The sequence below is a fragment of the Kitasatospora sp. NPDC057904 genome (assembly GCF_042887925.1).
GTDB lineage: Bacteria > Actinomycetota > Actinomycetes > Streptomycetales > Streptomycetaceae > Kitasatospora.
In genome coordinates this window covers 635,320-658,268 of sequence record NZ_JBHVOL010000002.1, presented here as the reverse complement: position 1 = coordinate 658,268, position 22,949 = coordinate 635,320, and the positions used below count along the sequence as shown (strand labels likewise).

Sequence of the window (22,949 nt, the reverse complement as noted above, 5' to 3'; positions counted from 1 at the left end):
GCTCAGTCCGTGAAGACGTACGCCACCACGCTGGTCACGCCCGAGACGGCCGTCAGGGCGAGCAGCACCACCACGACCCACCCGGCGAAGCGCTCGGGGACGGCCTTGCGCCAGCGGGCCGCGTGGCGGGGCGCGATGATCCGGACGGCGTGGCCGATGCCGAGGCTGCCGCCGATGACGGTCAACAGGCCGAAGCAGGTGCCGAGGACGCGGACGCCGGTGTAGGCCACGCCCACGCGGTGGGTGGTGTCCTCGGAGGGGACGTACTGGACGGGGACGCGGGCGTGGGCCGGCAGGGAGCCGTCGTAGGACGTCGGAACGGCGGCGGCGCCCGAGTCGGGGGTGAAGGTGCCGAAGCAGGTGGTGTGGGCCTGTTTGCCGCTGCCCTCGGTGATGCAGCCCGAGACGGCCAGCAGGCCGGGCTCCCCGGCGAGCCGCAGCGGGTACCCGATGCTGAGCACGCACACGGTGGCCATCGCCGCGCCGGCCAGCATCATGACGAGCCCCGCCAGCGCGACGAGCGGCGCTACGGCCCATCGTCCCGCCCGGGTCCTGGGATCCTTCGGCTGCACCGTTCTCCCGTTCTCCACCCGAATCGATGTCGGAACCCGCCATGATGTCGGACGGCCGGGGCCGGGCGGAACCCGGCCCCGGCCGTGGTCGGGGAACCCTGTGCGGGGGTGTCCGGTCGGGACACCCCCACAGCGGTGTCACTGCATCAGTGCCAGCCGCACGCCGAAGCCGATCAGCAGCACGCCCGTGACCTGCTCGATGCGGCTGCGGACCTTCGGGCGGCGCAGGAAGGCGCCGAAGCGGTCGACGGTGACGGTGTAGAGGCTGAACCACAGCAGGTACAGCACCACGAACTCGGCCGAGAGCACCAGCGCCCGGCCCAGCGTGTGCCCGGTCGTGGGGAGGAACTGCGGCAGGAAGGTGACGAAGAACAGTGCCACCTTCGGGTTGAGCGCGTTCGACAGGAAGCCCTGCCGCACGTACATCAGCCAGGTCTTCCCGGCCGCCTCCGACGCCTCCGCGTCGGCCGTCGCCCGCGCCGACTTCCGGGCGGCGCGCAGCGTGCCGATGCCCATCCACACCAGGTACAGCGTCCCGACGGCCTTCAGCACGGTGAACGCCACGGCGGACGCGACCAGGAGCGACGACACCCCCAGCGACGCGGCCGACACGTGCACGCTGAGCCCCAGCATGCCGCCGAGCGTGGTGTACAGGCCGGCGGCCCGGCCGCCGACCAGGGCGTTGCGGGTGATCAGCGCCTGGTCGGGGCCGGGGATCATGATGAGGACGAGCGCGGCGACGGCGAACGTCAGCATGCCGCCGCCGCCCGGACGTTCCGCAGGACGGCCGCGTGCTGCCGTTCGCGGAAGTAGAAGTGGCCCCCGGGGAACAGTCGGACCGGGACCGGCCCGGCGTCGGTGTGCCGCTCCCAGGCGGTGAGCTGCTCCCGGGAGATGAGGTCGCGGTCGCCGCCGAGCACCGTGAACGGTACGGGCAGCGGCGGCCGTTCGTACCACCGGTAGGTCTCCAGGATCCGGTAGTCCGCCCGCAGCCCGGCCGCCGAGAGCCGCGCCAGCTCGGGGTCGGCCAGGAGCTCTTCGGGGATGCCGCCGTGCCGCTCGTTCACGGCGCCGAGCAGCTCCGTGTCGGGCAGGAGGTGGAACCCCTGCTCGTGCCGGGCCAGTTCGGGTGCCGGGTAGCCGGAGAGGATCAGCCGCTCCGGCAGTGGACGACCCAACTCGATGAGCCGGTGGGTGAGTTCGTAGCACACGAGGGCGCCGAAGCTGTGCCCGAAGAACACGAAGGGGGTGCTGAGCGGCAGCTCCTTCGCGAGCCGGTCGACGAGGTCGGCCATCGACGTGCACGGTTCCTCGTCGAGCCGGGAGCCCCGGCCGGGCAGCTGGACGGCCAGGACGTTCAGGCCCTCCAGCTGCCGGCCCCACCGGACGTACTCGGCGGCGGAACCGCCTCCGTGCGGGAAGCAGTACAGGGTGCGCGGCCCGGACGGGCCCGGTGCCCTGATGGTCCACTGGGGGGTGTGCGGTTCCGCCATGCCGGTCACGTCACCTCACCTCGGCCGTTCCGGCGGCGACGGCGTCAACGGTGCCGGCGTCAAGGGCGTCCGCCTCGGCACCGGCCGACGCCAGGTACTCGGCCAGGCCCTCGATCGTCGGGTGCTCCAGGATCTCCTTGGGCCGCACCTGCCGGCGCAGCTTCGTCCCGAGGTCGGCCGCCAGCACCAGGGTGGTGGCCGAGTCGACGCCGAGCGCGGTCAGCGGGAGCTCGGTGCCGACCTCCTCGACCGCGATGTCCAGCAGTTCGGCGATGTAGTCGGCGAGCCACTCGACGAGCCTGTCGCGTGTCACACGTCCTCCTGGGGTGCGTCGGATGCGGGGGAAGCGGTCGCCGGCACGTCGAGCGGGTTCGCCGGGCCGAGCTGCGGTTCGAACCACGCGTCCACGTCGGCCACCGTCGAGTTCTGCAGGACGACGGCGACCGGCACCTCGACGCCGAAGGTGCGCTGCAGGGAGACGGCGATCCGGGCCGCGAGCAGCGAGTCGCCGCCCGCCTCCAGGAAGTCGTCGGCGAGGTCGATCTGGTTCACGCCGAGGATCGAGCGGTAGATCTCGACGAGCTTCGCCTGCCGGTCGGTGACCGGCGGACGCACCGGCCGTCCGCGCTGCACGCCCCGGGCGCCGGCCTTGGCGAGGACCGAGCGGTCGATCTTGCCGGTGGCGCTGAGCGGCATCCGCTCCAGCGGGCTGAGCCGCGCCGGGACCATGTGCTTGGGCAGGTGCGCGGCCGCGTGCGCGAGCAGCGCGTCGCGGTCGAAGCGCCGCTGCTCCGCGGGGCCTTCGGCGGCCAGGACGTCGAAGCCGACCGCGGCCGGTCCGTCGCCGTCGCGGGTGAGCACCGCGGTGTCGCCGTAGCCGCACTCGGTGAGCAGCCCGGCCCACTGGGGGCAGTCGAGCAGCGGGTGGCCCCAGGTGCGGAACGCGGTGTCCGTCCAGCCGTCGAAGCCCTGCTGGAGGCCCATGGTGAGGTCGAACCACGGGTGCATGGCGGTCTGTTCGACCATCAGCAGCAGGCCGCCGGGGGCGAGGACGGAGCGCAGGGTGCCGAGGCTGGTGGCGATGTCCCGGGTGTCGTGCAGGACGCTGGCGGCGATCACGAGGTCGGCCGACAGGCCGTCGTGGCCCTGGAGTTCGGGCTCCTGGTCGAGGTTGAACAGCCCGTAGCGGACGAACTCGTGCTCCCCGAAGTTCTCCTGGGCGCGGTCGGTGAAGTAGGTCGAGATGTCCGTGAACAGGTAGTCGGTGCGGTCGGCGGGCAGCAGCGGCAGCAGGTGCTGCGTGAGCGTGCCGTAGCCGCCGCCGACCTCGACGACGCGCAGCGGGCGGTCCGCCGGCCAGTCGGCGACGAGCCGGGCCACCGCCTCGGTGGCGACGGCGTAGGCGGGGCCGAAGAGGCGGGCGTACACCTCGGGCGTGCGGTCCGAGGCGTAGAGCTCGGCCGAGTGCAGGGACTGGGTGAGGATGGCGGCGACGTTGCCGGCCAGCGAGAGCATCCAGTCGATGAGGTCCCCGGGCACGTCCAGGGTGGCGCCGAGCGCGGCGCGGGCGGCGTCGGCGACGGTGTCGGGGACGGACTTCGGGAACTCGACGGCCACTTCGAGGCCGTCCTCGGTGGTGCGCAGGTCGCCGTGGCGCACCAGGGCGTCGGTGGCGCGGGCCAGCCAGCGTTCGTAGCGGGTGGCCACGCCGGCCGCGGTGGCGGCGGACGGGTCGAAGCGCTCGCCGGGCAGGTGCGGCAGGCCGAGGGTGCGGAAGGCGACGGCGGCGGCCGCGGCGTGCAGGTCGTCGAGTGCGGACCAGGCGCCGAGCAGGGTGTCGGCGTCGGGGCCGGGGGCGGCGAAGGTCGCGGCCGAGGCGAGGGCCGCGCGGCGGCGGTCGGCCTCGGCTGGGTCCGCCGTCTCGGTGACCAGCAGGGAGCCGTCGGTGCGGTCCGGCACGACGTAGCCGAGCAGGCGCGCGTTGGTCGGGTCGTCGGCGGACTTGACGACGACGGCGTTCTCCACGCCGGGGTGGCGCTGGAGGACGGCCTCGACCTCGCCGCACTCGATGCGGTGGCCGCCGATCTTGACCTGGCCGTCCCGGCGGCCGAGGAACTGGAGCACGCCGTCCGGCAGGTAGCGGCCGAAGTCGCCGGTGCGGTAGAGCCGTTCGCCGGTGCGCGGGTGGTGGACGAAGCTCGCTTCGGTGCGCTCGGGGTCGCGGAAGTAGCCGCGGGCGAGGCCGGCGCCGGCGATGTACAGCTCGCCGGGCACCCACACCGGGCACGGCTCCATGCGCTCGTCGAGCACGTGGAAGGCCTGGTTGCGCAGCGGCTTGCCGTACGGGACGCTCGGGCAGCCCTCGGGGACCTCGTCGGCCGGGTGCCAGTTGGACCAGATGGACGCCTCGGTGGCGCCGCCGAGGCTGATCACGCGGGCCTCGGGCCACAGTGCGAGGATGCGCTCGGGCAGGTCCAGCGGGATCCAGTCGCCGCTGAGCAGGACCAGGCGCAGGCCCTCGGGGACCTCGCCGGTGAGCTCGACGTGGTCGACGAGCATCTGCATCTGGGCCGGGACGGAGTTCCACACGGTGACGCCGTGCCGGGCCATCAGCTCGGCCCAGTGGCTCGGCTCGCGGCGCTTGTCCTCGTCGGGCAGCACGAGGGCGCCGCCGGCGAGGAAGGTGCCGAAGAGGTCGTAGACCGAGAGGTCGAAGCCGAGGTCGGCGAGGCCGAACACGCGGTCCCCGGGGCCGACGCCGAAGCGCTCGTTGATGTCGGTGACGGTGTTGAGCGCGGCCCGGTGCTCGATCATGACGCCCTTGGGGCGCCCGGTCGAGCCGGAGGTGTAGAGGACGTAGGCGAGGTCCTCGGGCCGGGCGGCGTCCGCCGGGGCGGCCGGGTCGGCGGCGCCCTCGACGTCCAGCCTCGGCAGGCCCTCGGGCCAGTCCGGCGCGTCCAGGTGCGCGGCGTCCGTCACGACGGCGAGCGCCTCGCCGTCGGTCAGCAGCGCCGACCGGCGGGCGGGCGGCAGCGCGGGGCCGACGGGCAGGTAGGCGGCCGAGGCGAGCAGCACGCCGTGGGCGGCGGCGACCTGGTCCGGGCCCTTGGGCAGGGTGATGCCGACCAGGCGGTCGCGCAGACCGGTGCCGTCGGCGGTGCGGCGGACCCGCTCGGCGACGGACGCGGCCTGTGCGGCGAGGCCGCCGTAGGTGACCGTCCCGGCGCCGTGGATCACGGCGGGCCGCTCGGGGTGCTCGGCGGCGCCCTTGAGCAGGCCCTGGTGCAGCAGGCCCCCGGGCAGCTCGCCCGCGGTGTCGTTCGCGCCGTCGCGCTCGGTGGCCTGGCCGGCGGGCAGGGCGAGGGCGGGGCCGGCCGTCCAGACCGCGTCGTCCTCGGCGAGCGCGCGGACCGCCGCCGTGTAGGTCGCGAACATGTCGTCCAGGAGTCCTTCGGGGAAGAGCTCCTCGACGGCGTCCCAGGTGAGGTCCAGCGAGCCGGTGAAGTCGACCACCTGGTGGTCCAGCCACACCTGCGGGGTCTGGCTGAGCCGGTAGGTGATGTCGCCGAAGTAGGCCATCGGCCCGGAGACGTCGGCGACGGTGCCGAGGCCGCTGGTGAAGACGACCGGCATGGTCTCGAAGTTGGTCTGCAGGCCGCGCCGGCGCCGCTCGCGCAGCGCGTGCAGGGCGCTGACGTAGCGGTGGCGCAGGTCCTGCTGGAGCTGGGTCTGGGTGCGGGCGACGCGGTCCTCGAAGGGGAGGTCGCCGGTGGTGTCCATCTCCAGGAGGCAGATCGAGGTGAAGTCGCCGATCAGGTTCTGCAGGTGGGGGTGGACAGTGCGGTGGCCCTTCGCGTTCTCGGCGAGGAGCAGCGGCAGGCGGTTGAAGAGCGTGAGGTTCAGTGCGAACTTCGGCGTGCCGCTCCACATCCGCAGCGTCTCGGCGAAGACCGTCGCCAGTACGGCGGTCGGGGTCAGGCCCGCCTCCTCCGAGCGCTCCTGGAAGCGCTGCCACAGCTCCGGCGGGAGGTGGTACTCGCGGTGCGTGAAGCGCGGCTTGGGTATGCGCGCCGGGGGCTTGGCCAGCGGCAGCTCCGGCGGCGGGGCGAGCTCCTCGGCGCGGGAGACCCAGTACTCCATCGAGCGCTTGTGCCGCGGCGACTGGGTGCCGTTCTCCAGCGCGAGCACGTAGTCGCGGAAGGAGACGTCGACCGGCGGGAGTTCGGCCCGCTCGTCGCGGCAGAGCGCGCTCCACTCGCTGAACAGCCCGGCGATGCTGGCCAGGTCGACCATGAGCAGGTCGAGGCTCACGTGCAGCCGGTCGTGCTCGGGCAGGCGGGTCAGCCGGATGTCGAACAGCGGCCACACGGAGGGGTCGTAGACCCGCTCCGACAGGTCCAGGCGGACCTCGGCGAGCCGGGCCTGCGCCTCCTCCGCGGGCACCTGGGACAGGTCCTCGAAGGCGATCTCGAACGGCGGGGCCTCGGCGAGGATCTGCTGCTCGCCGCCCTCGTGGACGACGGCCCGCAGCATGCCGTGGCGCTCCAGCAGGCGGCGCCAGGTGCGGTTCAGCAGGTCCGGGTCGAGCCGGCGGCCCTCCAGCTCGAAGTAGGCGTGGGGCGCGACGTTGCCGAGGACGAAATTGGGCCCGCGCCCGACCCAGTACGCGTACTGGATCTCGGTCAGCGGGAATGGTTCATTGGCTTCGGGTGACTCGCCGGGACAACAGCCACCGTCGGTGTTCTGTCCGCTCCCCATCTGGCTTCTCCCATTCCTGGTGCTATCGAGCGCAAACGTGCGGGATCCCGGTGAGGACGTGATCTCGCTGCGGGGGTGATCTCGGTGCGGGCGTCCGGCCGCCGGTGCGGCTCGGGAAGATGTGGCTCCGGTGGAGGAGCGCTGTCAGTGAAACCGCCGTCCCGGAGGGGTGTCAAGATCTTCCCGGTCGTCGCACCAGCCACTTTGCAAACATCTGACACTAGGTCAACTCTGCCCGGTTTGTCGCATATTGGGGAAGCTTTGGCGGTCTCAAAGAAGCGCTTGGAGTCGCCATTCGGCGTGTGTGAACAAGTGCCGGGGGAGATGTGTCTATTCGCGGAAGTGTTCGACGGTGGCTCCGGGCTCTGTCTGATGAGCCGTCAAAGTTCCCGTTCTTCATCCTGATTGCGTCAAGCCGCTTTAAGCTCCCGTTAAGGATGGCGGTTTCCCGCCACCCCGTGAACTCTCCAACGAGCAAGGGCCGCAGCGCCCTTCTGGACGATGAGAGCAGGGGATGACGACGACAGACGAAGAGCCCAACGGCACCGCGCGCGGACCGGGCCGGGGCCGCGCGCGCAGATCCGCCCGCCGCGCGGCGGGCAGCGTCGCGGTGCTCGCCGTCGGGGTGGGCGGCTGCTCGCTGCTGGCGGCCCCGGCCGCGTTCCCGCAGACGGGCGACGGGTCCGTGACGGTCCGGGTGGTCCGGGCCGTGGACGCGAGCGGCGTGTACAAGTCCGCGCTGGAGCCGGGCATCGCGGGCGTGAAGGTGACGCTGACGGACGACGCCGGCGTCGGCGTCGAGGGCACCACCGCGGCCAACGGCATGGTGACGCTCGCGCCGGCCACGAGCAAGGCGACCGGCGGCAAGTACCGGGTGCAGGTGGTGAATCCGAAGCCGGGCGTGCTGTTCCCGGCCTTCGCCTCCCGTCAGGGGCTGGACGGCGCGCCCGGCCGGCTGAGCAGCAACGAGGAGTTCGTCGACCTCTTCGGCGGCAGGAACGTGTCCTACACCACCGGGCTGTGGAACCCGGGTGACTACTGCCAGAAGAACGCGCCGCTGGTGACGACGTGCCAGCCCATGGCCCGCGAGGGCGGCGCACAGCGCACGCTGGTCTCCTTCCCGTACAGCGCGCGCGGCCAGGACGGCGAGGGCGTGAACGCCACGACCATCGCCACCAACGCCGAGACCGGCACGCTGTTCGGCATCGCGTGGAACAAGGCCGACCGGCGGGTGTTCTCCTCGGCGGTCGCCAAGCGCACCACCGGGTACGGCCCGGGCGGCGCGGGCGCGATCTACGTCACCGACCTCGCGCAGAAGACGACGACGCTGTTCACCACCGTCCCGGACGCCAGCACGAGCGTCCACGGCGGCGGCACGGACGACGCCTTCGTCGACGCGCCGGGCAAGGAGAGCCTCGGCGGCATCAAGATCACCGACGACGGCAAGGACCTGTTCGTCGTCAACCTCGACGACCGCAAGCTGTACCGCTACGACGCCACCGTCCCGAGCGCCGGGGCGCCCTCGGCCGCCTACCCGATCCCCGACCCGGGCTGCCCGGCGGCGGGGGACTGGCGCCCGTTCGGCCTCGGCCTGCAGGACGGCACCGGCTACCTCGGCGGGGTGTGCTCCGGCGAGTCCACCGGGAAGCTCACCGACGTGCGCGCGGTGGTCCTGCCGTTCGACCTCGGCACCGGGGCGTTCGGCAAGCCGGTGCTGGACCAGCCGCTGGACTACCCGCGCAAGTCCACCGTGGGCTCGGGCCCCTGCGACGGCGCGGGCTGGTTCCCGTGGACGAGCACCTACCCGACGGCGCAGAACGGCCGTCCGTGCGGTCTCGGCACCATGGCCAACCCCGAGCCGGAGCTGGGCGAGATCGGCTTCGAGACCGACGGGTCGATGCTGCTGGCCTTCCGCGACCGCTTCGCCGACCGCGCGCCGGGCGCGGTCGGGCCGGGCGCCCCCGCCCGCGTCATGTCCGGCGGCGACCTGAACAAGGCCTGTCCGGTGCACGGCACCTACGTGCTGGACACCAACGGCGGCTGCGGCCTCGCCCCCCGGGGCAACCGGTTCTTCGACACCGCCTGGGCCGGGGTGGGCCACCACAACACGGCGTTCGCCGGCATGGCGCTCTCCAAGGTCGAGGACACCATCGCGGTCTCCGCCTTCGACCCCAACCACACCGCCCTCGGGTACGGCACGTCGTTCCTCCAGCGGGCGGACGGCAAGCAGGACCCGCAGCTCGGCTTCCGGCTCAACCCGCCCAGGGAAAACGCGCCGTTCGGCAAGGGCGCCTCCATGGGCGACCTGGAGGTCCTGTGCGACCGGGCGCCGCTGCAGATCGGCAACCGGGTCTGGTACGACCCCGAGCGCAAGGGCATCCAGAACCCGGGTCAGCGCCCGGTCCCGGGCGCCACCGTCAACCTCTACGACGAGTCGGGCAAGGTCGTCGGCACCACGAGGACGACGACGCGGGGCGAGTACTACTTCGACGACTCCGACGTCACCGGCGGCCTCAAACCCCGGACGAAGTACACGATCCGGATCGACAACCCGGCGGACTACGCCAAGGGCGGCCCCCTCTACCAGTGGGTGCCCACCGCCGCCGACGTCGGGGACAACCACTTCATCGACTCCAAGGGCGTCCTCCCGGCCGGGGCGAGGTTCCCCGAACGGTCGCTGACCACCGGCGGACCGGGCGAGAACGACCACACGTACGACTTCGGCTACCGGCAGCAGGAGGGCGTCCTGCGGGTCGTCAAGAACGACCAGGACGGCAAACCGCTGGCCGGGGCCACGTTCCGCCTCTGGAAGGAGAGCAACGGCACGGACGGCCTCCAGGCCGCCGGGGACAAGCCGGACACGCCCGTCGGTGAGCCCTGCACCACCGGGGCGGACGGCGTGTGCCAGGGCAGCGGCACACCCGGGACGTACTACTGGCAGGAGGTGAGCCCGCCGGACGGCTACTCCGCGCCGGACCCGTCGGTGTCCGCACCGCTCGTGCTGACCGCGGACAACCTCGACGCCGGGGTCTCGGTGACGATGGTCAACCGGCTCATCCCGACGCCCACCCCGACGCCCACGCCCACACCGACATCCACGCCGACGCCGACTCCGGTGCCGACCGGTACGCCGTCGCCGTCCTCGCCGCCGGCGCAGACCGGCCCGGCCGTGCCCGGTAGCCCCGGCAACCCCGGTAACCCGGACTACCCGCTGCCGCCGGCCGCACCCCGCCCGGTGCCCGGCACGTTGCCCGGCACCGGCGCGAGCGGGGCGCTCCTGCCGGCCGTGGCCGGTGCGGTGGTGCTCACCGCCCTCGGCGCGGCGCTGCTCGTGCTGACCCGCAGGCGCAGGTCCAGGCGCTGACGGTCCGGAAGGGCTCGATCGGGCGGGTCTCCCGGAGGTGTCCGGGAGACCCGCCCGACGGGCGTGACTCACCTGAGAGGGAAAGCAGCCGCATGCCCCGCAAACCACGCCGCTTCCGGCTCGGAGCACTCGTCGCCGTCGTCGTGTGCGCCCTGGCCGCTGGCGGTTTCGTCGCCTACCGGACGGTCTCCGAGGGGACGGCCGAGCGGCCGGTCACCACGGACGAGGCGTCCAGGCTCGCCCTGTCGCGACTGAACCTCTACCAGGCCAGTCCGGTCGGCGTGGTCCTCACCGCGGCCGAGGGCGGGGGAGTGGAGATCCGCGTCGAGGGCGTCGTCGACTACCGGACCCGCCGAGGCGTCGGCCGCTACACGACCACCGGGCCCGGCGCGCAGCCGGACCGCGGCCTCATCGTCTGGGACACCGGTGGCCTCGGCCTCGCCCCCGAACCCACCGGCGACAAGGGCGAGTTCTGGGAGCAGGCCGAACACGTCCCCCGCTCCGGCTGGTCGCCGCGCACCTACACGGCCGACCCGCTGGACTCCGGCCTCCAGCTGATGGTCCAGCTCGGCGCGGACCGGCCCGACAACCCGCTCCTGCTCGCCCAGTCCGGCGCCCGTTGGCTCGGCCCGGACCGCATCGACGGCCGCGGCTACGACCGCTTCGCCGGCCCCCGCGCCCAGGGCGCCGCCCCCGACAGCGGCCGCTCGCCCCTCACGTACTGGGTCGACGGCGACGGCACGCTGCGCCGCGTGACGATGCGGCTGCCGGGGCTCGGCACGCCGACCGCCGTGGAGTTCAAGGGGCGGGACGGCGCGGCGAAGCTCCCCGAAGCGCCGTGGCTCACCGGCTGACGCACGCCCCGGTGCCCGGCTCGTCGGGGCCGCACGCCCGCACGCCGCGACCGAGGACCTCCGACTCGCCGTCCCCGCCGAGGAGGTGCAGCTCAGGACGACCATGCGGATCTACGGCGTGCACGGGCTGCCCGTCACCCGGACGGCGCCGGCGTGACGGCTATGGCGTGTCTTTTGGATCAACTCGGCTGCGGCGGAACGGCGGTGACGTCGGTCGGCAGCGGGTACGCGTCCGCGTCCACCGCCCCCGGCAGGCCGGTGGCCGGGCGGCCGGGCGCGGACGGGTCCGGCAGCGACGGCTGCGCGGGCGGCGCGGCGACCTGGCTGAACGGCACGCCGGGCGGCGCCTGGACCGGGGCCGCCCGCCCGCCGGGCACCGGCCCGCGGCCCTGGGCGCCGCACGCCGCCAGGCCCTCCAGCCCGTCCGGGCTCTGGACGGCGGGCTGGTTGCCGCCGAAGCAGTTGCCCGGGTCGGCCGAGGCCAGGACGAGGTCGGCGCCGTTTCCGTCGGTGCGGTTGCCCTCGACGCGGTTGCCGCTCGCCGGGTGCCCGGCCGGGTCGGTGACGATCACGCCGGCCGCGCGGTTGCCCCGGACGAGGTTGCGCCGAACCAGGTTGGCCGTCCCGCCGCCGATGCCGATACCGATGCCGAAGCCCCCGTCCGCCTGTTCGGGGGTGTCGGAGGCGTTGTTGTCGGCGACGACGTTCCCGGCGATCACCGCGCCGTGCTGCGGGGCGAGCGCCTCCAGGTCGTTGGAGTTGACGGTGACGCCGACCCGGTTGCCGACGACGCGGTTGCCCAGCACCGACAGCCCGTCCGAGGCGTTCGTCAGCTCGATGCCGACGGCGTTGCGCTCCACCGTGTTGCCGCGCACCAGCGTGTCGCACGGCTTGCACTGCCCGACGTAGATGCCCGAGTCGGCCTGCCCGGAGGCGTACGAGTCCTCGATCACGCCGCCGCGCGCGTCGAACGCGTAGATGCCGTACAGCCCGTTGCCGTACGCCGTCACCCGGCTCGCGCGGAAGCCCTGGACGACCGGGAAGCGGGCGGTGTCCAGGGGGTCGTACGCGGAACCGCCGGCGCCGCGCTGCTGCAGCTTCTCGTCGGTGACGCCCGTGAACAGCACGCCGTTGGCGAGGTAGCCGTGGACGGTGAGGTTCTCGACCACCGAGCCGGGCCCGGTCACGGTGACGCCGTTGACCAGCTTGAGGCCGCCGTCGAGGACGACGCCGTTGCGGTCGGTGCCCCGGAGGGTCAGGCGCGCCTTGGTGACGCGGACGCTCTCGCGGTAGACGCCGGGGGAGACGAGGACGGTCTCGCCGTCGCGGGCTACGTCGACGGCCTTCTGGACGGTGGGGAAGTCCTGCGGCACCCGCAGCACGCTCCCGGCCGGATGCTTCGCGGCGTCGGAGCCGGAGCCTGCGGAGGAACACCCGGCGGCCGCCAGCGCGGTGGCTGCCAGCAGCGCGGCGAACACACGTCCCGAGGAGAGGAGTTGCATAGTCAGTGTTCTATCGTCTCCAATAGCGCGCATGCCCACCGAACCGGAAAACGCGCAGCAACCGGACCGCGATGCCGCCCCCGGGTTCGGCCGGCGCAGGGCGCTGTTCGCGGCCGGTGCGGTGCTTGCCGCCGGTGTCGGAGCGGCGGCCGGTCAACTGGCGAGCGGCGAGGCCGAGTCGGGCCGCCCGGTGGCACGCCCGCCCGCTCCGACGCCCTTCCACGGCGTCCGGCAAGCAGGATTGACGTTCCCTCAGCAGGAGGCGACCCAACTCCTCGCCTTCGACCTGCCCCAGAACTCCCCGGCCGCCGACCGGGAGGCCCTGCGCGCCCTCCTCGCCGAGCTGACCCGCGTCCTCTCCGGGGCCGTCTCCGGCCTGCCGTCCGACCCGCGCCTGGACCGCGGCGCCGGGAGCCGACTCACGTCACTGGTGGGCGTGGGCCCCGCGATCGCATCCCGGCTGGGCCTCGACGTCCCGCCCGCCCTCGGGGAGTTGCCGCCCTTCCCCGGAGACCACCTGGACCCGGCGCGCAGTGGCGGCGACCTGCTCCTGCAACTGTGCGCCGACGACCGCTGGACCCTGGCCGTCGCCGCCGAACTCGTCGCCGCGGCCACCCGTGCCGCCGGCGCCACGCCCCGCTGGTCGCAGTCCGGATTCCTGCCGCCCACACCCTCCGGCGTCACCCCGCGCAACCTCTTCGGCTTCAAGGACGGCACGGCCAACCCCGACGACGAGACCGCCCGCCAGTGGGTCTGGGGCCCGCCCGGCCCGCACGAGAACGGCACCGTCCTCGTCTACCGCCGCATCCGCATGGACACCGCCGCCTTCGCCGCCCTCCCCGCGGAGCGCCGCGACCAGGCGATGGGCCGTCGTGCGACCGACGGCGCCCCGCTCACCGGCACCACCGAGCACGAGGACCCGGACATCTACGCCAAGAACCCCGACGGCTCCTACGTCATCCCCGCCACCGCCCACGTCCGCCTCTCCAGCCCCCGCCTCGACGGCGGCGCCCGCATGCTGCGCCGCGGTTACAGCTACGACGACGGCCCCACCGACCGCGGCCTGCTCTTCTGCGCCTTCATGCGCGACCCCGCCCAGTTCACCCGTGTCCAGACCCGCCTCGCCGCGCGCGACGCCCTCAACCCGTTCCTGGACCACACGGCCTCCGCCGTCGCGTACGTCCTGCCCGGCGCCCGGGAGGGCTCCGTGCTCGGGGAGCACCTCTGGGCGTGAGCCCTGTGCGCTAACGTCCCGCCACGGCGGCCGGGTCGGGTGCGTCCGTCGGCGCGAGGGTGTGGAGGCGGGCGAGGACGGCGGGGTCCTGGGCGTCGAGCCAGTCGGCGAGCTGCCGGAAGGACACGCAGCGGACGCCGTCGCGATGGCACAGGTCCTTCATCGCCGCCTCGGCGGCCTGGAGCCCGGCGTCGTCCCCGGAGCCCAGGTCGGTGTCGAGGACGAGCGGTGCGCGGGTGCCCCGGTAGGTGCGGTCGAAGGCGCTGCGGTACGCCTGCGGCGTCCGGTCCGTGGCGAGCAGCGGGAATTCCCAGATCCCGTCCGTCCGCGCCGGCCAGCGCGCGGTGTCGTCCCGCGAGCCCACGTCGTAGCGCCAGCCGGCGTCCTGCTCGGCGGGAAGCAGGTTCTCCCGGCCCTCCAGGCACGGCGCCCGGCCGCCGACGAGCTCCGTCTGGTAGTCGAACGGCAGCGGGGGCAGGTCGGCGAAGCCCGTCCCGGTCTTCCAGAAGTTCACCATCGAGTAGCCCTGGCCGATCTCGCTCCGCCAGTCGGCCGTCGACCAGTCCCGGCCGCCCTTCGGCCCGCAGAACTGTCCGATGAAGCCGTCGGCGATCTCGTCGCCGTCCAGCCACGCGCGGCCGACCTGCTGGAGCGTGGCCCGTACCTCCCCGTCGGCCGGGAAGGGGACGGCGGCGGCGCCGACCTCGTGTTGCGGCGGCTGGTACTGCCAGCGGACGGAGGCGGGGAGCAGGTCCACGCCACGGAGGAAGAACGTGACGTCGGCGCCGTTCGCCCTGGCCGCTCCGCGGGCGCGGGAGAAGAGGTGGCCGTCGCCCTCGGCGGGGGAGTCGAAGGAGAAGACGACGAACTGCGGCGGCCGCTCACCCGGTCCGAGCCGGACGGGAGTCGGCTGCCCGGGCTGCGGGCCGGTGTCGGAGGTCGAGCCGTCGCCGAGCACGGTGACGGCCGGCGCGTCCGCTGCGGGTGGTGCGGCCTGCCCGCCGTGGCGGTCCGGGACGGACGGCATGAAGGCGAGCGCGGCGACGACGCCGAGCGCGAGCACGGCCGCCGCACCGCGCCGGGGCCGCATGCGTGCCGCCGGGTCCGACGGGTGCTCACTCATACGGGTCTCCCGGTTCGGCGATGCGGCGGACGCGGTCCGCGGCGAGGGCGGGCACGGCACCGCTCCGCCCGTCCGGCTGCCACGTGCCCGTCACCTCGACCCACGTCCCCTCGGGCGGTGCGTCGGCGTCGTGGACCTCGACCTTGCTGGTCTGCGCGTCGGCGGCGCAGCAGGTGATGGTCAGCCGGGTGAGGTACCAACTCCCGCCGCCGGGGCCGGGCGTGGCGAATCCGGTGAGCCGGACCTGCCGTCCCTTGAGTGAACCGCTGGTGTCCCAGACGGCGCGGGCGTCGAAGTCGGCGAGCCGCAGGGCGACCGGCCCGTTCGCGGGCAGCGGCCCGAATCCGCCTGCGGGGTCGGCGGGTTCGGCGGCGGTGCTGTCCGAGTGCTGCGCGGTGAAGGCTCCCAGTGCCCGGGGCTGGAGCAGGTAGATCGCGAGGACGGGCAGGAGCAGCAGCCACGCGGTGCGGGGAGCGCCGTGGCCGTGGTCGTGCCCGTCCTCGGCCCCGGTGCGCCGACCGGGGCGCAGCAACTCCTGTGCGGCGACGGCCGCACCGACCAGCCCGACCACGACGAGCAGCAGGCCGCTCGCGATCAGGTACGGCCGCAGCTCCTTGCGCACGTACCGCAGGTACAGCTCGCTGAAGAGCGAGATGTGCAGCACCGCCGCCCCGAGCAGGACGTGCAGCAGCGCCCGGACTTCGCGCCTCACAGGAGCCACCACCCGGTCAGGGACGCCGCGGTGACGGCGACGACGAACGTGGCGGCGCAGAACCGCCACGCGAAGGCCCGGCCGAAGGTGCCGGCCTGGAGGGCGATGAGCTTGGCGTCGACCATCGGCCCGACGACCATGAACGCGAGCTTGGCGGTGGTGGAGAAGCCGGTGAGTCCGGCGGCGACGAAGGCGTCCGCCTCCGAGCAGACGGCGAGCAGCACGGCCAGCACGGCGAGTACGAGGACGGAGACGCCGGGCAGTCCGGCCAGGCCGCCGAGCAGGCCGCGCGGCACGGCGACGTTGAGGGTGGCCGCGGTCATCCCGCCGATCACCAGGAAGCCGCCGGCGTGCAGGAAGTCGTGCTCCAGTGAGGCCCGGAAGGCGGGCAGGCCGGTCGGGCCGCCGGGCGCCGGCTTCGGCCGCAGCCACTCCGGGCGGCCGAACCGCGACCAGAGCAGCCCCATCGCCACGGCGGTGGCCAGCGAGGCCAGGAAGCGCGCGGCCACCAGCTCGGGCTGCCCCCGGAAGGCGACGGCGGTCGCCACGAGCACGACCGGGTTGACGGCCGGCGAGGAGAGCAGGAACGCCAGCGCCGCCGCCGGAGCCACCCCACGGGCGATCAGCCGCCCGGCCACCGGCACCGACGCGCACTCGCAGCCGGGCAGCACGACCCCGGCCGCGCCCGCGATCGGCACGGCGAGCAACGGGTTGCGCGGCAACGCCCGTTCGAGCCACCGGGCCGGGACGAACGCGGCGATCGCGGCCGACAGCACCACGCCGAGCAGCAGGAACGGCAGCGCCTGTACGCAGACGGCGACGAACACGGCCCCCCACGCCTCCAGCCACGCGGGCCCCGTCCGGTCACCGAGGACCTGCCGCCCGACGAGCACGGCGAGCATGCCGACGACGAGCAGTCCGAGCGAGCCGATCCGACGGCCGCGTTCGCCGGGTGCTTCTTCCTCGACCGGCCGCGGCCGGTGCGGCCGGGCCTCGACGGCGATCTCGTCAGCCATGGGCGGCCGGACGCTCCTTCGCTCACAACGCACGGGTACGACCGCCCTCCACGGCGCGGCCGCGGTGAGTCTAGTGCGCGTACCCGGGAGGGCCTTCCCGCCCTACGCTCCCGCGCGGTACCCCCGGAGGAGTCCGGTCAGGATGTCGGCGAGCCGCGGTGCGACGTCGATCACGGTGTGGGCGAGCTCGTACTGGCAGGAGTTCAGCGCCCGCGACAGCGGCGAGTCGACGCCGCTGTGGGACGCGCTGATGCCCCGGCCCGAGGCGGCGGGCGAGGCCGCGTAGCCCGGACCGGGGGCCCGGACCGGGGGTGCTCAGTCGTCCTGCGCCTCGGCCGCGGCCTTGAGGTCGTGCAGCCAGGCGTCGAGCCCGGCCCGGAGGATCGCCGTCGCGGCGGGCACGTCGGCGTCGACCTGGGCGCCGGTGTGGGTCTCCTCCGTGCCCACGAGGACCCCGCCGTCGACCTCCGCGAAGTTCCACACGTGCACGCCGTCGATCCGCAGCCCGTCGGCGACGGCGGGCCCGGTCCAGCGGATGCAGGCGCCGGGCCGGATCTGCCGGACGGTCGACGTGATGTCCAGGCCGGTCGCGGTGGTCGCGGGGTTCGGCGGGATCGGCGTCGTCCAGTGGAACGCCGACCCGCGCCGCAGCACCCCGCCGTCGAGCCGCTCCGCCGAACCGACGGCCGCCTGCCAGGAGGGCCAGCCCTCGACGTCGGTCTGCAGCCGCCAGACGGTGCCGAGCGAAGCGTGCACGACGGTCGAGGCCCGGTAGCGGACGGCGGCCCCCGGGTCGACGCCCTCTCCGCGACACGTCAGCGAACTCCGGGCGGAGTCGGCAGAGGCGGGCGAGGCGACGACGCCGAGGAGGCTCGCGGCAACGGCGGCGCCGGCCAGGGCGGTGCGAAGGCTGGGCATGGTGCTCCTCCAACGATTGGGTGAGTGGCCATCGCGAGAGGCATAGCCACTCGCTGTCGTTATAAGTTCTAACTCTCGGCGGGCGACAGGTCAAGGGATCCTGTGGCGCCTGCCGGCGCACAGTGGTCGTGATAGCTTCTAGCGAAACCTTCAGCGTGTAGCGACGGGAGCGGGGCGGCCATGGCGACGACCGGTGCGGACACCCCGCGGGAGCGGTACCGGGCGCAGGTGCGGGCGGAGGTCAAGCAGCACGCCTGGGAGCAGATCGCCACGGCCGGGGCCTCTGCGCTCTCGCTCAACGCGATCGCCAAGCGGATGGGCGTGAGCGGGCCGGCGCTCTACCGGTACTTCGCCAGCCGGGACGACCTCATCACCGAGCTCGTCCGGGACGCCTACCGCGGACTCGCCGACACCCTCGGTGCGGCCGCCGCCGCGGGTACCGACCTGCCGGGGCTGGCGCACGTGCTGCGCGCGTGGGCGCTGGAGGATCCGCACCGGTACTTCCTCATCTACGGCACCCCCGTCCCCGGCTACCACGCCCCCGACGACACCACCGCCGTCTCGGGCGAGATCATGGCGGTCCTCCTCGACGCCTGGACGGCCTTCGCGCCGGAGGGGCCCGCGACGGCGTTCGACGCCCACCTCGCCGACCACCGCGCCTGGGACGGCGGGCACCCGGCCCCGCCCGAGGTGCTGCACCGGGCGCTGTCCTTCTGGACCCGCCTGCACGGCGTCCTGTCCCTGGAGCTCGCCGGGCACTTCACCGGGATGGGCTTCGATCCCGCGCTGCTCTTCGCCGCCGAGCTGGACGACCTGCTGGGCCGCTCCTGATCCGCTCCTGATCCTCTCCTGACTCACCGTCAAGTCGGAAACAAATCGGATGAGTTCGACCCCCGTCGGCCGTAGGCTCGACGGTTATGGTTGATCTCTATCCTCCGACCGAGCCCTACGACACCGGATTCCTCGACACCGGGGACGGCAACCGCATCTACTACGAACAGCTCGGCAACCCCGAGGGCAAGCCCGCCCTCAACGTCCACGGCGGGCCCGGAGCCGGCGCGATGCGCAGGCCCGCCCGCTCCTGGGACCCGGAGTGCTACCGCTTCATCCGCTTCGACCAGCGCAACTGCGGCCGCAGCACCCCGCACGCCAGCGACCCGGCCGCCGACATGAGCCTCAACACCACGCAGCACCTGATCGACGACATGGAACGGCTGCGCGAACACCTCGGCATCGACCGCTGGTTGCTCAACGGCGCCTCCTGGGGCTCGACCCTCCTCCTCGCCTACGCGCAGCAGCACCCCGAACGCGTCACCCAGATCGTCGTCGCGGCCATCACGACGACCCGGCCCGCCGAGACCCAGTGGCTCTACCAGGGCGCCCGGCGCTTCCAGCCCGAGGCCTGGGACCGCTTCCGCGACGGCGTCCCCGAGGACGAGCGCGCCGCCCTCGGCGATGACTGGCGCAGCCTGCTCGCCGCCTACTCCCGCCTCATGGAGAACCCCGACCGGGCCGTCCGGGAGAAGGCCGCCGCCGACTGGCTCGCCTGGGAGGACGCCGTCATCTCGGGCGAGCCCAACAACAGCCCCGGCATGTACAGCAACCGCGAGGTCGACGACCGGATCGCGTTCGTCCGCATCTGCGCCCACTTCTTCGGCAACGGCGCCTGGCTGGAGCCCGACCAACTGCTGCGCGACGCCCACAAGCTGGCCGGCATCCCGGGCGTCCTGGTGCACGGGCGGCACGACATGGGCGGCCCGCCGGACACGGCCTGGGAACTGGCCAAGGCGTGGCCGGACGCCCGCCTCCACATCATCGAGGACTCCGGGCACGCCGGCAGCGACGAGCTGAACCAGGTGGTCCGGACGGCCATCGAGGACTTCAAGCACCTCTGACGGCCGACGGCGCCGCACGGGTGACGGGCGGTGCGGTGCGGGCCCTACCTCCCGGGCGGCGGCCCGGCGCGATGTCACCATCTGGGCGTATCCGGCACGATTCGACCGGTTCCCCCCAGGAGGACCTCCGCATGAGCCGTCGCACCCACCGCCCCGCCCTCCTCGCGGCCCTGGCGCTCGCCCTCGCCCCGCTCGCCGGCTGCAGCGGCGTCGGCGTCGGCGGGGCAGGCCCGGTGGCCGTCGCACCCCCGCCGCCGGAGAAGGCCTTCGGCCAGGCCTGCGCGGCGATGCCCGGTCAGGGCCCCGGCAGCCTCGACGCGATGGGCGGCACGCCCGTGCTGACCGCCGTCGACCAGGCCAAGGACCTCTCGCAGCTGTCCGCGCTGGTCAAGACGGCCAAGGCCAAGGACATCTTCGACTCGATGGAGAACGTCACCGTCTTCGCCCCGAACGACGCGGCCTTCGCGAAGCTGCCCGAGGACCAGAAGAAGGCCCTCGCCACCCAGCAGGGCGCCGGCGACCTCGTCCGCAAGCTCATCGTCGTCCGCGACCTGCGCAAGGACGACCTCCAGGACAAGCAGTACAACACCCTCCAGGGCGCCGTCATCAAGGCCACCGGCAGCGGCGAGGACTACCGCATCGGCGGCGCGCAGGTGCTATGCGGCAGCATCAAGACGGCCAACGCGCGCCTGGCGATCCTCGACACGGTGCCGGCCTTCGGCTGACGCTCCTTCATCGTGCTGGGCCGGTCCCGGCGGACCGGCCCACCTCCGTTTCCGCCCCCGCCCGCATGCTGCGCCGAACGGTGTCCGGCTGTGGGCCGAAAGCGCGGATCTTGGTCCGAAAATACGATGACACGATCCACGGTTGTCCTTACTTGCGCTTTACCTCGGCTATCTCTGATCGCGCACGCGTGCATTCGCGTGACTGTCGTGTTGCCCGCACATCTGCGCCCGTAGGTGCGCGGTCGCGAGAGGAGACGCCGGATGGCTCCGGTGAGGTCGTTGCTCGGCGGTCGGTTCTCGACGGCGATGCGGGGCGTGCTCGCGCTGCTGTGCCTGGTGCCCCAGGGCGGGCTCGCGCTCGCCGCCGCCCCGCCCGCGTACGCGCCGCAGGGGCTGCCCGGGGAGCAGCGGGCCCTGGTGGCCTGCACGCCGTCCAGCGGCTTCACCAACTGCACACGGTTCACGTACAGCGGCGGCGACCAGACCTTCACCGTGCCGGCCGGCGTGAGCAGTGTGTACGCCCGCGTTTTCGGCGCCGGGGGCGCGGGCTCCCCGCGCGCCTACTACACCGGCCAGTACGGCGGCGGTGGCGGCGGCTACACCACCGGCACCCTGGCGGTGACGCCCGGTCAGGCCCTCACCCTCACCGTGGGGCAGGGCGGGCTGATGAACAGCACCAGCTCGACGTACGGCGGCGGCGGCGCGGGCGGCCAGGGCAAGACCCAGGCGAGCGGCGGCAGCGGCGGCGGTCTGAGTGCCGTGTGGAACGGCGCCTACGGCACCAACCCGCTGCTCATCGCCGGCGGTGGCGGTGGCTCCTCGCCCGGCGCCGATGCCCTGACCCCGGCGGCCGGTGGTGGCGGCGGCACCAACGGCGGCCAGGACAACCAGCCGACCGCCTCCGGCCGGGGCGGCACCCAGACCGCGGGCGGCGCGGGCGCCACCCAGACCGCCTGCGCGGCCACCGGCGCCGGAAGCCAGTACCAGGGCGGCCGCGGCGCCAGCGCAGCACTGTACGAGGGCGGCGGCGGTGGTGGCGGCGGCTACTACGGAGGCGGCGGCGGTGCCTGCCAGCGCGGCGGTTCCCTCGACCCCAACGGCATGGGCGGCGGCGGCTCCGGCTACAACAAGGGCACCGGAGTCGGCAACACGCAGACCTCCAACGGCACCAACAGCACCGGCAACGGCGTGGGCGGCACCTCGGGCGGCCGCACCGACGCCCAGTACGTGAGCGGCAGCGGCATCGGTGACGGCGGCGGCTACGCGGACGGCGGCAACGGCGAGATCGTCATCGAGTGGGTGACCCAGGTCGGCCTGTCCGTCCAGAAGACGGCCTCGCCGACCACGTACGTCCCGGGGCAGGCGCTGACGTACACCGTCGTGGTGAGCAACGCGGGCCCGGCGCCCGCCGTCAACGCGGCGGTCCGGGACGCCCTGCCGTCCGCGCTCTCCGCCTTCACGTGGACCTGCTCGGCCGCTTCCGGCAACAGCTGCGGAGACGCGAGCGGTACCGGCAGCATCGACACGACGGCGACGATCGCGGTCGGCGGCAGGGTCACGTACACCGTCACCGGCACCGTCCCGTCGTCCACCACCGGAACGCTCTCGAACACCGCGACGGTGACCAGGCCGAGCGCCACGACCGACGCCAACTGCGGCCCGACCTGCTCCAGCACCGCCGACACCCCCGGACGGGTCACCACCGGGCTGTCGGTGACCAAGACACCGGACAAGAACCCGTACGTGCCCGGGCAGCCGCTGACCTACACCGTCGTGGTGAAGAACGACGGTCCGTCGGACGCCGTCGGCACCTCGGTCAAGGACAAGCTGCCCAACGCCATCCAGGCCTTCACCTGGACGTGCAAGGCCTCCGGCGGCAGCAACTGTGGCAGCACCCCCTCCGGCACGGGCGACATCGACACGACGGTCGACATCCCGGCGGGCGGCCAGGTGACCTACACGCTGACCGGTACGGTGCCGTCGGACGCGAACGGCTCGCTGGACAACCGGGCCACCGTCACCCCGCCGAGCGGCGCCACCGACCCGAACTGCTCGCCGAAGTGCACCAGTACCGCCAACCCCATCCCGCCGGGCGGCCAGGCGAACCTGGTGGTCTCCAAGACCCTCCTGACCAGCCCGGTGATCCCCGGGCAGCAGATCACGTGGCAGGTGAAGGTCACCAACAACGGCCCGTCCCGGGCCCGCAACGTCGTCGTCACGGACCAGGTCCCGACCGGGGTGTCCGGCGCCGCCATGGTCAACGACCAGGACAGCGGCTCCTGCACGATCACCAACGGCACGGCGACCTGTCCCGCCGTCGAGATCCCGGTGAACGGCACCGCCAGCTGGACCCTGAGCGGCACGCTGTCCTCCGACGCGACCACCACACCGACCAACTCGGCGACCGTCACCGGCGGTCCCGACCCGTCCGCCTCCACGCGCACCGCCGTCGCCTCGCCGACCGCCACGCCCAGCCCGCAGGCCAACCTCACCATCTCGAAGACGCTGCTGACCAGCCCGGTCGTGCCGGGCGCACAGATCCAGTGGCGGGTGACGGTCACGAACAACGGGCCTTCACGGGCGCGGAACGTCGTCGTGACGGATCAGGTGCCCTCGGGCGTCATTGGCGCCTCGATGGCGGCGTCCGACGGGACCACCTGTCCGATCGGCAACGGCGTCGCCACGTGCCCGGCGGTGGAGATCCCGGCCGGGTCGTCCGCCACCTGGACACTGAGCGGCACGCTGGACCCGAACGCGACCACGACCCCCACGAACACGGCCGT

At 73.6% G+C, this 22,949-nt stretch carries 18 protein-coding genes; 8 read left to right on the top strand and 10 right to left on the bottom strand.

The features are described 5' to 3' along the window. Positions 1-2: 2 nt before the first annotated feature. From ACFVSN_RS08235 to ACFVSN_RS08215, 5 genes are all read right to left on the bottom strand, one after another. On the bottom strand, positions 3-572 hold the full coding sequence (locus ACFVSN_RS08235) for a hypothetical protein (protein WP_380444851.1): 570 nt from the start codon (positions 570-572) through the stop codon (positions 3-5). 138 nt (positions 573-710) lie between these two features. After that, a complete protein-coding gene (locus tag ACFVSN_RS08230) occupies positions 711-1,328 on the bottom strand; it encodes a LysE family translocator (protein ID WP_387954082.1) in 618 nt (205 codons plus the stop codon). Next, positions 1,322-2,065: a thioesterase II family protein gene (locus ACFVSN_RS08225; protein WP_387588719.1), complete on the bottom strand. Its 744-nt coding sequence runs from the start codon at positions 2,063-2,065 to the stop codon at positions 1,322-1,324. The genes ACFVSN_RS08230 and ACFVSN_RS08225 overlap by 7 nt, the downstream gene beginning before the upstream one ends. A 10-nt stretch (positions 2,066-2,075) precedes the next feature. After that, positions 2,076-2,378, bottom strand: coding sequence for an acyl carrier protein (locus tag ACFVSN_RS08220; RefSeq protein ID WP_380444849.1), 303 nt, complete (start codon positions 2,376-2,378; stop codon positions 2,076-2,078). Beyond that, on the bottom strand, positions 2,375-6,823 hold the full coding sequence (locus tag ACFVSN_RS08215) for an amino acid adenylation domain-containing protein (RefSeq protein ID WP_387954080.1): 4,449 nt from the start codon (positions 6,821-6,823) through the stop codon (positions 2,375-2,377). Before ACFVSN_RS08215 ends, ACFVSN_RS08220 begins: the two co-directional genes overlap by 4 nt. A 514-nt stretch (positions 6,824-7,337) precedes the next feature. Here ACFVSN_RS08215 and ACFVSN_RS08210 point away from each other — a divergent pair. Next, positions 7,338-10,187, top strand: a complete 2,850-nt coding sequence (locus ACFVSN_RS08210; RefSeq protein WP_387954078.1) for an SdrD B-like domain-containing protein — start codon at positions 7,338-7,340, stop codon at positions 10,185-10,187. Between the two features lie 92 nt (positions 10,188-10,279). Next, positions 10,280-11,041, top strand: coding sequence for a hypothetical protein (locus ACFVSN_RS08205; protein ID WP_387954077.1), 762 nt, complete (start codon positions 10,280-10,282; stop codon positions 11,039-11,041). Positions 11,042-11,220: 179 nt separating this feature from the next. Here ACFVSN_RS08205 and ACFVSN_RS08200 read toward each other — a convergent pair whose 3' ends face one another. Then, positions 11,221-12,543, bottom strand: coding sequence for a right-handed parallel beta-helix repeat-containing protein (locus tag ACFVSN_RS08200; RefSeq protein WP_387954076.1), 1,323 nt, complete (start codon positions 12,541-12,543; stop codon positions 11,221-11,223). A gap of 31 nt (positions 12,544-12,574) precedes the next feature. On the opposite strand from ACFVSN_RS08200, the gene ACFVSN_RS08195 reads away from it, so the two are divergent. After that, entirely contained in the window at positions 12,575-13,777 is a 1,203-nt protein-coding gene (locus ACFVSN_RS08195; RefSeq protein WP_387954074.1) for a Dyp-type peroxidase, read from the top strand. Positions 13,778-13,787: 10 nt separating this feature from the next. On the opposite strand, the gene ACFVSN_RS08190 is transcribed toward ACFVSN_RS08195, so the two are convergent. Genes ACFVSN_RS08190 through ACFVSN_RS08180 form a run of 3 tightly spaced genes read right to left on the bottom strand, consistent with a single transcriptional unit; the run spans position 13,788 to position 16,628 of the window. Further along, on the bottom strand, positions 13,788-14,900 hold the full coding sequence (locus ACFVSN_RS08190) for a hypothetical protein (protein ID WP_387954072.1): 1,113 nt from the start codon (positions 14,898-14,900) through the stop codon (positions 13,788-13,790). Next, positions 14,893-15,612 (bottom strand): TIGR03943 family putative permease subunit, encoded by a 720-nt coding sequence (locus ACFVSN_RS08185; protein ID WP_387954071.1) that lies wholly within the window; start codon positions 15,610-15,612, stop codon positions 14,893-14,895. Before ACFVSN_RS08185 ends, ACFVSN_RS08190 begins: the two co-directional genes overlap by 8 nt. After that, on the bottom strand, positions 15,609-16,628 hold the full coding sequence (locus ACFVSN_RS08180) for a permease (RefSeq protein WP_387954070.1): 1,020 nt from the start codon (positions 16,626-16,628) through the stop codon (positions 15,609-15,611). The genes ACFVSN_RS08185 and ACFVSN_RS08180 overlap by 4 nt, the downstream gene beginning before the upstream one ends. 142 nt (positions 16,629-16,770) lie before the next feature. Here ACFVSN_RS08180 and ACFVSN_RS08175 point away from each other — a divergent pair, with 142 nt between their 5' ends. Beyond that, positions 16,771-16,914, top strand: a complete 144-nt coding sequence (locus tag ACFVSN_RS08175) for a hypothetical protein (protein WP_387954068.1) — start codon at positions 16,771-16,773, stop codon at positions 16,912-16,914. A 29-nt stretch (positions 16,915-16,943) separates the two neighbouring features. Here the strand turns inward: ACFVSN_RS08175 and ACFVSN_RS08170 are convergent, their stop codons facing one another. Further along, positions 16,944-17,546, bottom strand: a complete 603-nt coding sequence (locus tag ACFVSN_RS08170; protein WP_380444839.1) for an SRPBCC family protein — start codon at positions 17,544-17,546, stop codon at positions 16,944-16,946. A 180-nt stretch (positions 17,547-17,726) separates the two neighbouring features. Between ACFVSN_RS08170 and ACFVSN_RS08165 the strand changes: the two genes are divergently transcribed. The 4 genes from ACFVSN_RS08165 to ACFVSN_RS08150 all read left to right on the top strand — a co-directional run. Continuing rightward, a complete protein-coding gene (locus ACFVSN_RS08165) occupies positions 17,727-18,377 on the top strand; it encodes a TetR/AcrR family transcriptional regulator (RefSeq protein WP_380444838.1) in 651 nt (216 codons plus the stop codon). Between the two features lie 86 nt (positions 18,378-18,463). Continuing rightward, positions 18,464-19,441, top strand: coding sequence for a prolyl aminopeptidase (gene pip, locus ACFVSN_RS08160; protein WP_380444837.1), 978 nt, complete (start codon positions 18,464-18,466; stop codon positions 19,439-19,441). Positions 19,442-19,572: 131 nt separating this feature from the next. Continuing rightward, entirely contained in the window at positions 19,573-20,166 is a 594-nt protein-coding gene (locus ACFVSN_RS08155; RefSeq protein WP_380507843.1) for a fasciclin domain-containing protein, read from the top strand. A gap of 261 nt (positions 20,167-20,427) precedes the next feature. Beyond that, positions 20,428-22,949 (top strand): glycine-rich protein (locus tag ACFVSN_RS08150; protein WP_387954066.1); only part of this gene is annotated, 2,522 nt, incomplete at its 3' end.

Coding starts and splice junctions, on each gene's coding strand:
- ACFVSN_RS08230 (WP_387954082.1), bottom strand. CDS start 1,328: ATGCTGACGTTCGCCGTCGCCGCGCTCGTCCTCATCATGATCCCCGGC.
- ACFVSN_RS08225 (WP_387588719.1), bottom strand. CDS start 2,065: ATGGCGGAACCGCACACCCCCCAGTGGACCATCAGGGCACCGGGCCCG.
- ACFVSN_RS08215 (WP_387954080.1), bottom strand. CDS start 6,823: ATGGGGAGCGGACAGAACACCGACGGTGGCTGTTGTCCCGGCGAGTCA.
- ACFVSN_RS08210 (WP_387954078.1), top strand. CDS start 7,338: ATGACGACGACAGACGAAGAGCCCAACGGCACCGCGCGCGGACCGGGC.
- ACFVSN_RS08205 (WP_387954077.1), top strand. CDS start 10,280: ATGCCCCGCAAACCACGCCGCTTCCGGCTCGGAGCACTCGTCGCCGTC.
- ACFVSN_RS08200 (WP_387954076.1), bottom strand. CDS start 12,543: ATGCAACTCCTCTCCTCGGGACGTGTGTTCGCCGCGCTGCTGGCAGCC.
- ACFVSN_RS08195 (WP_387954074.1), top strand. CDS start 12,575: ATGCCCACCGAACCGGAAAACGCGCAGCAACCGGACCGCGATGCCGCC.
- ACFVSN_RS08190 (WP_387954072.1), bottom strand. CDS start 14,900: ATGAGTGAGCACCCGTCGGACCCGGCGGCACGCATGCGGCCCCGGCGC.
- ACFVSN_RS08180 (WP_387954070.1), bottom strand. CDS start 16,628: ATGGCTGACGAGATCGCCGTCGAGGCCCGGCCGCACCGGCCGCGGCCG.
- ACFVSN_RS08175 (WP_387954068.1), top strand. CDS start 16,771: ATGTCGGCGAGCCGCGGTGCGACGTCGATCACGGTGTGGGCGAGCTCG.
- ACFVSN_RS08170 (WP_380444839.1), bottom strand. CDS start 17,546: ATGCCCAGCCTTCGCACCGCCCTGGCCGGCGCCGCCGTTGCCGCGAGC.
- ACFVSN_RS08165 (WP_380444838.1), top strand. CDS start 17,727: ATGGCGACGACCGGTGCGGACACCCCGCGGGAGCGGTACCGGGCGCAG.
- pip (WP_380444837.1), top strand. CDS start 18,464: ATGGTTGATCTCTATCCTCCGACCGAGCCCTACGACACCGGATTCCTC.
- ACFVSN_RS08155 (WP_380507843.1), top strand. CDS start 19,573: ATGAGCCGTCGCACCCACCGCCCCGCCCTCCTCGCGGCCCTGGCGCTC.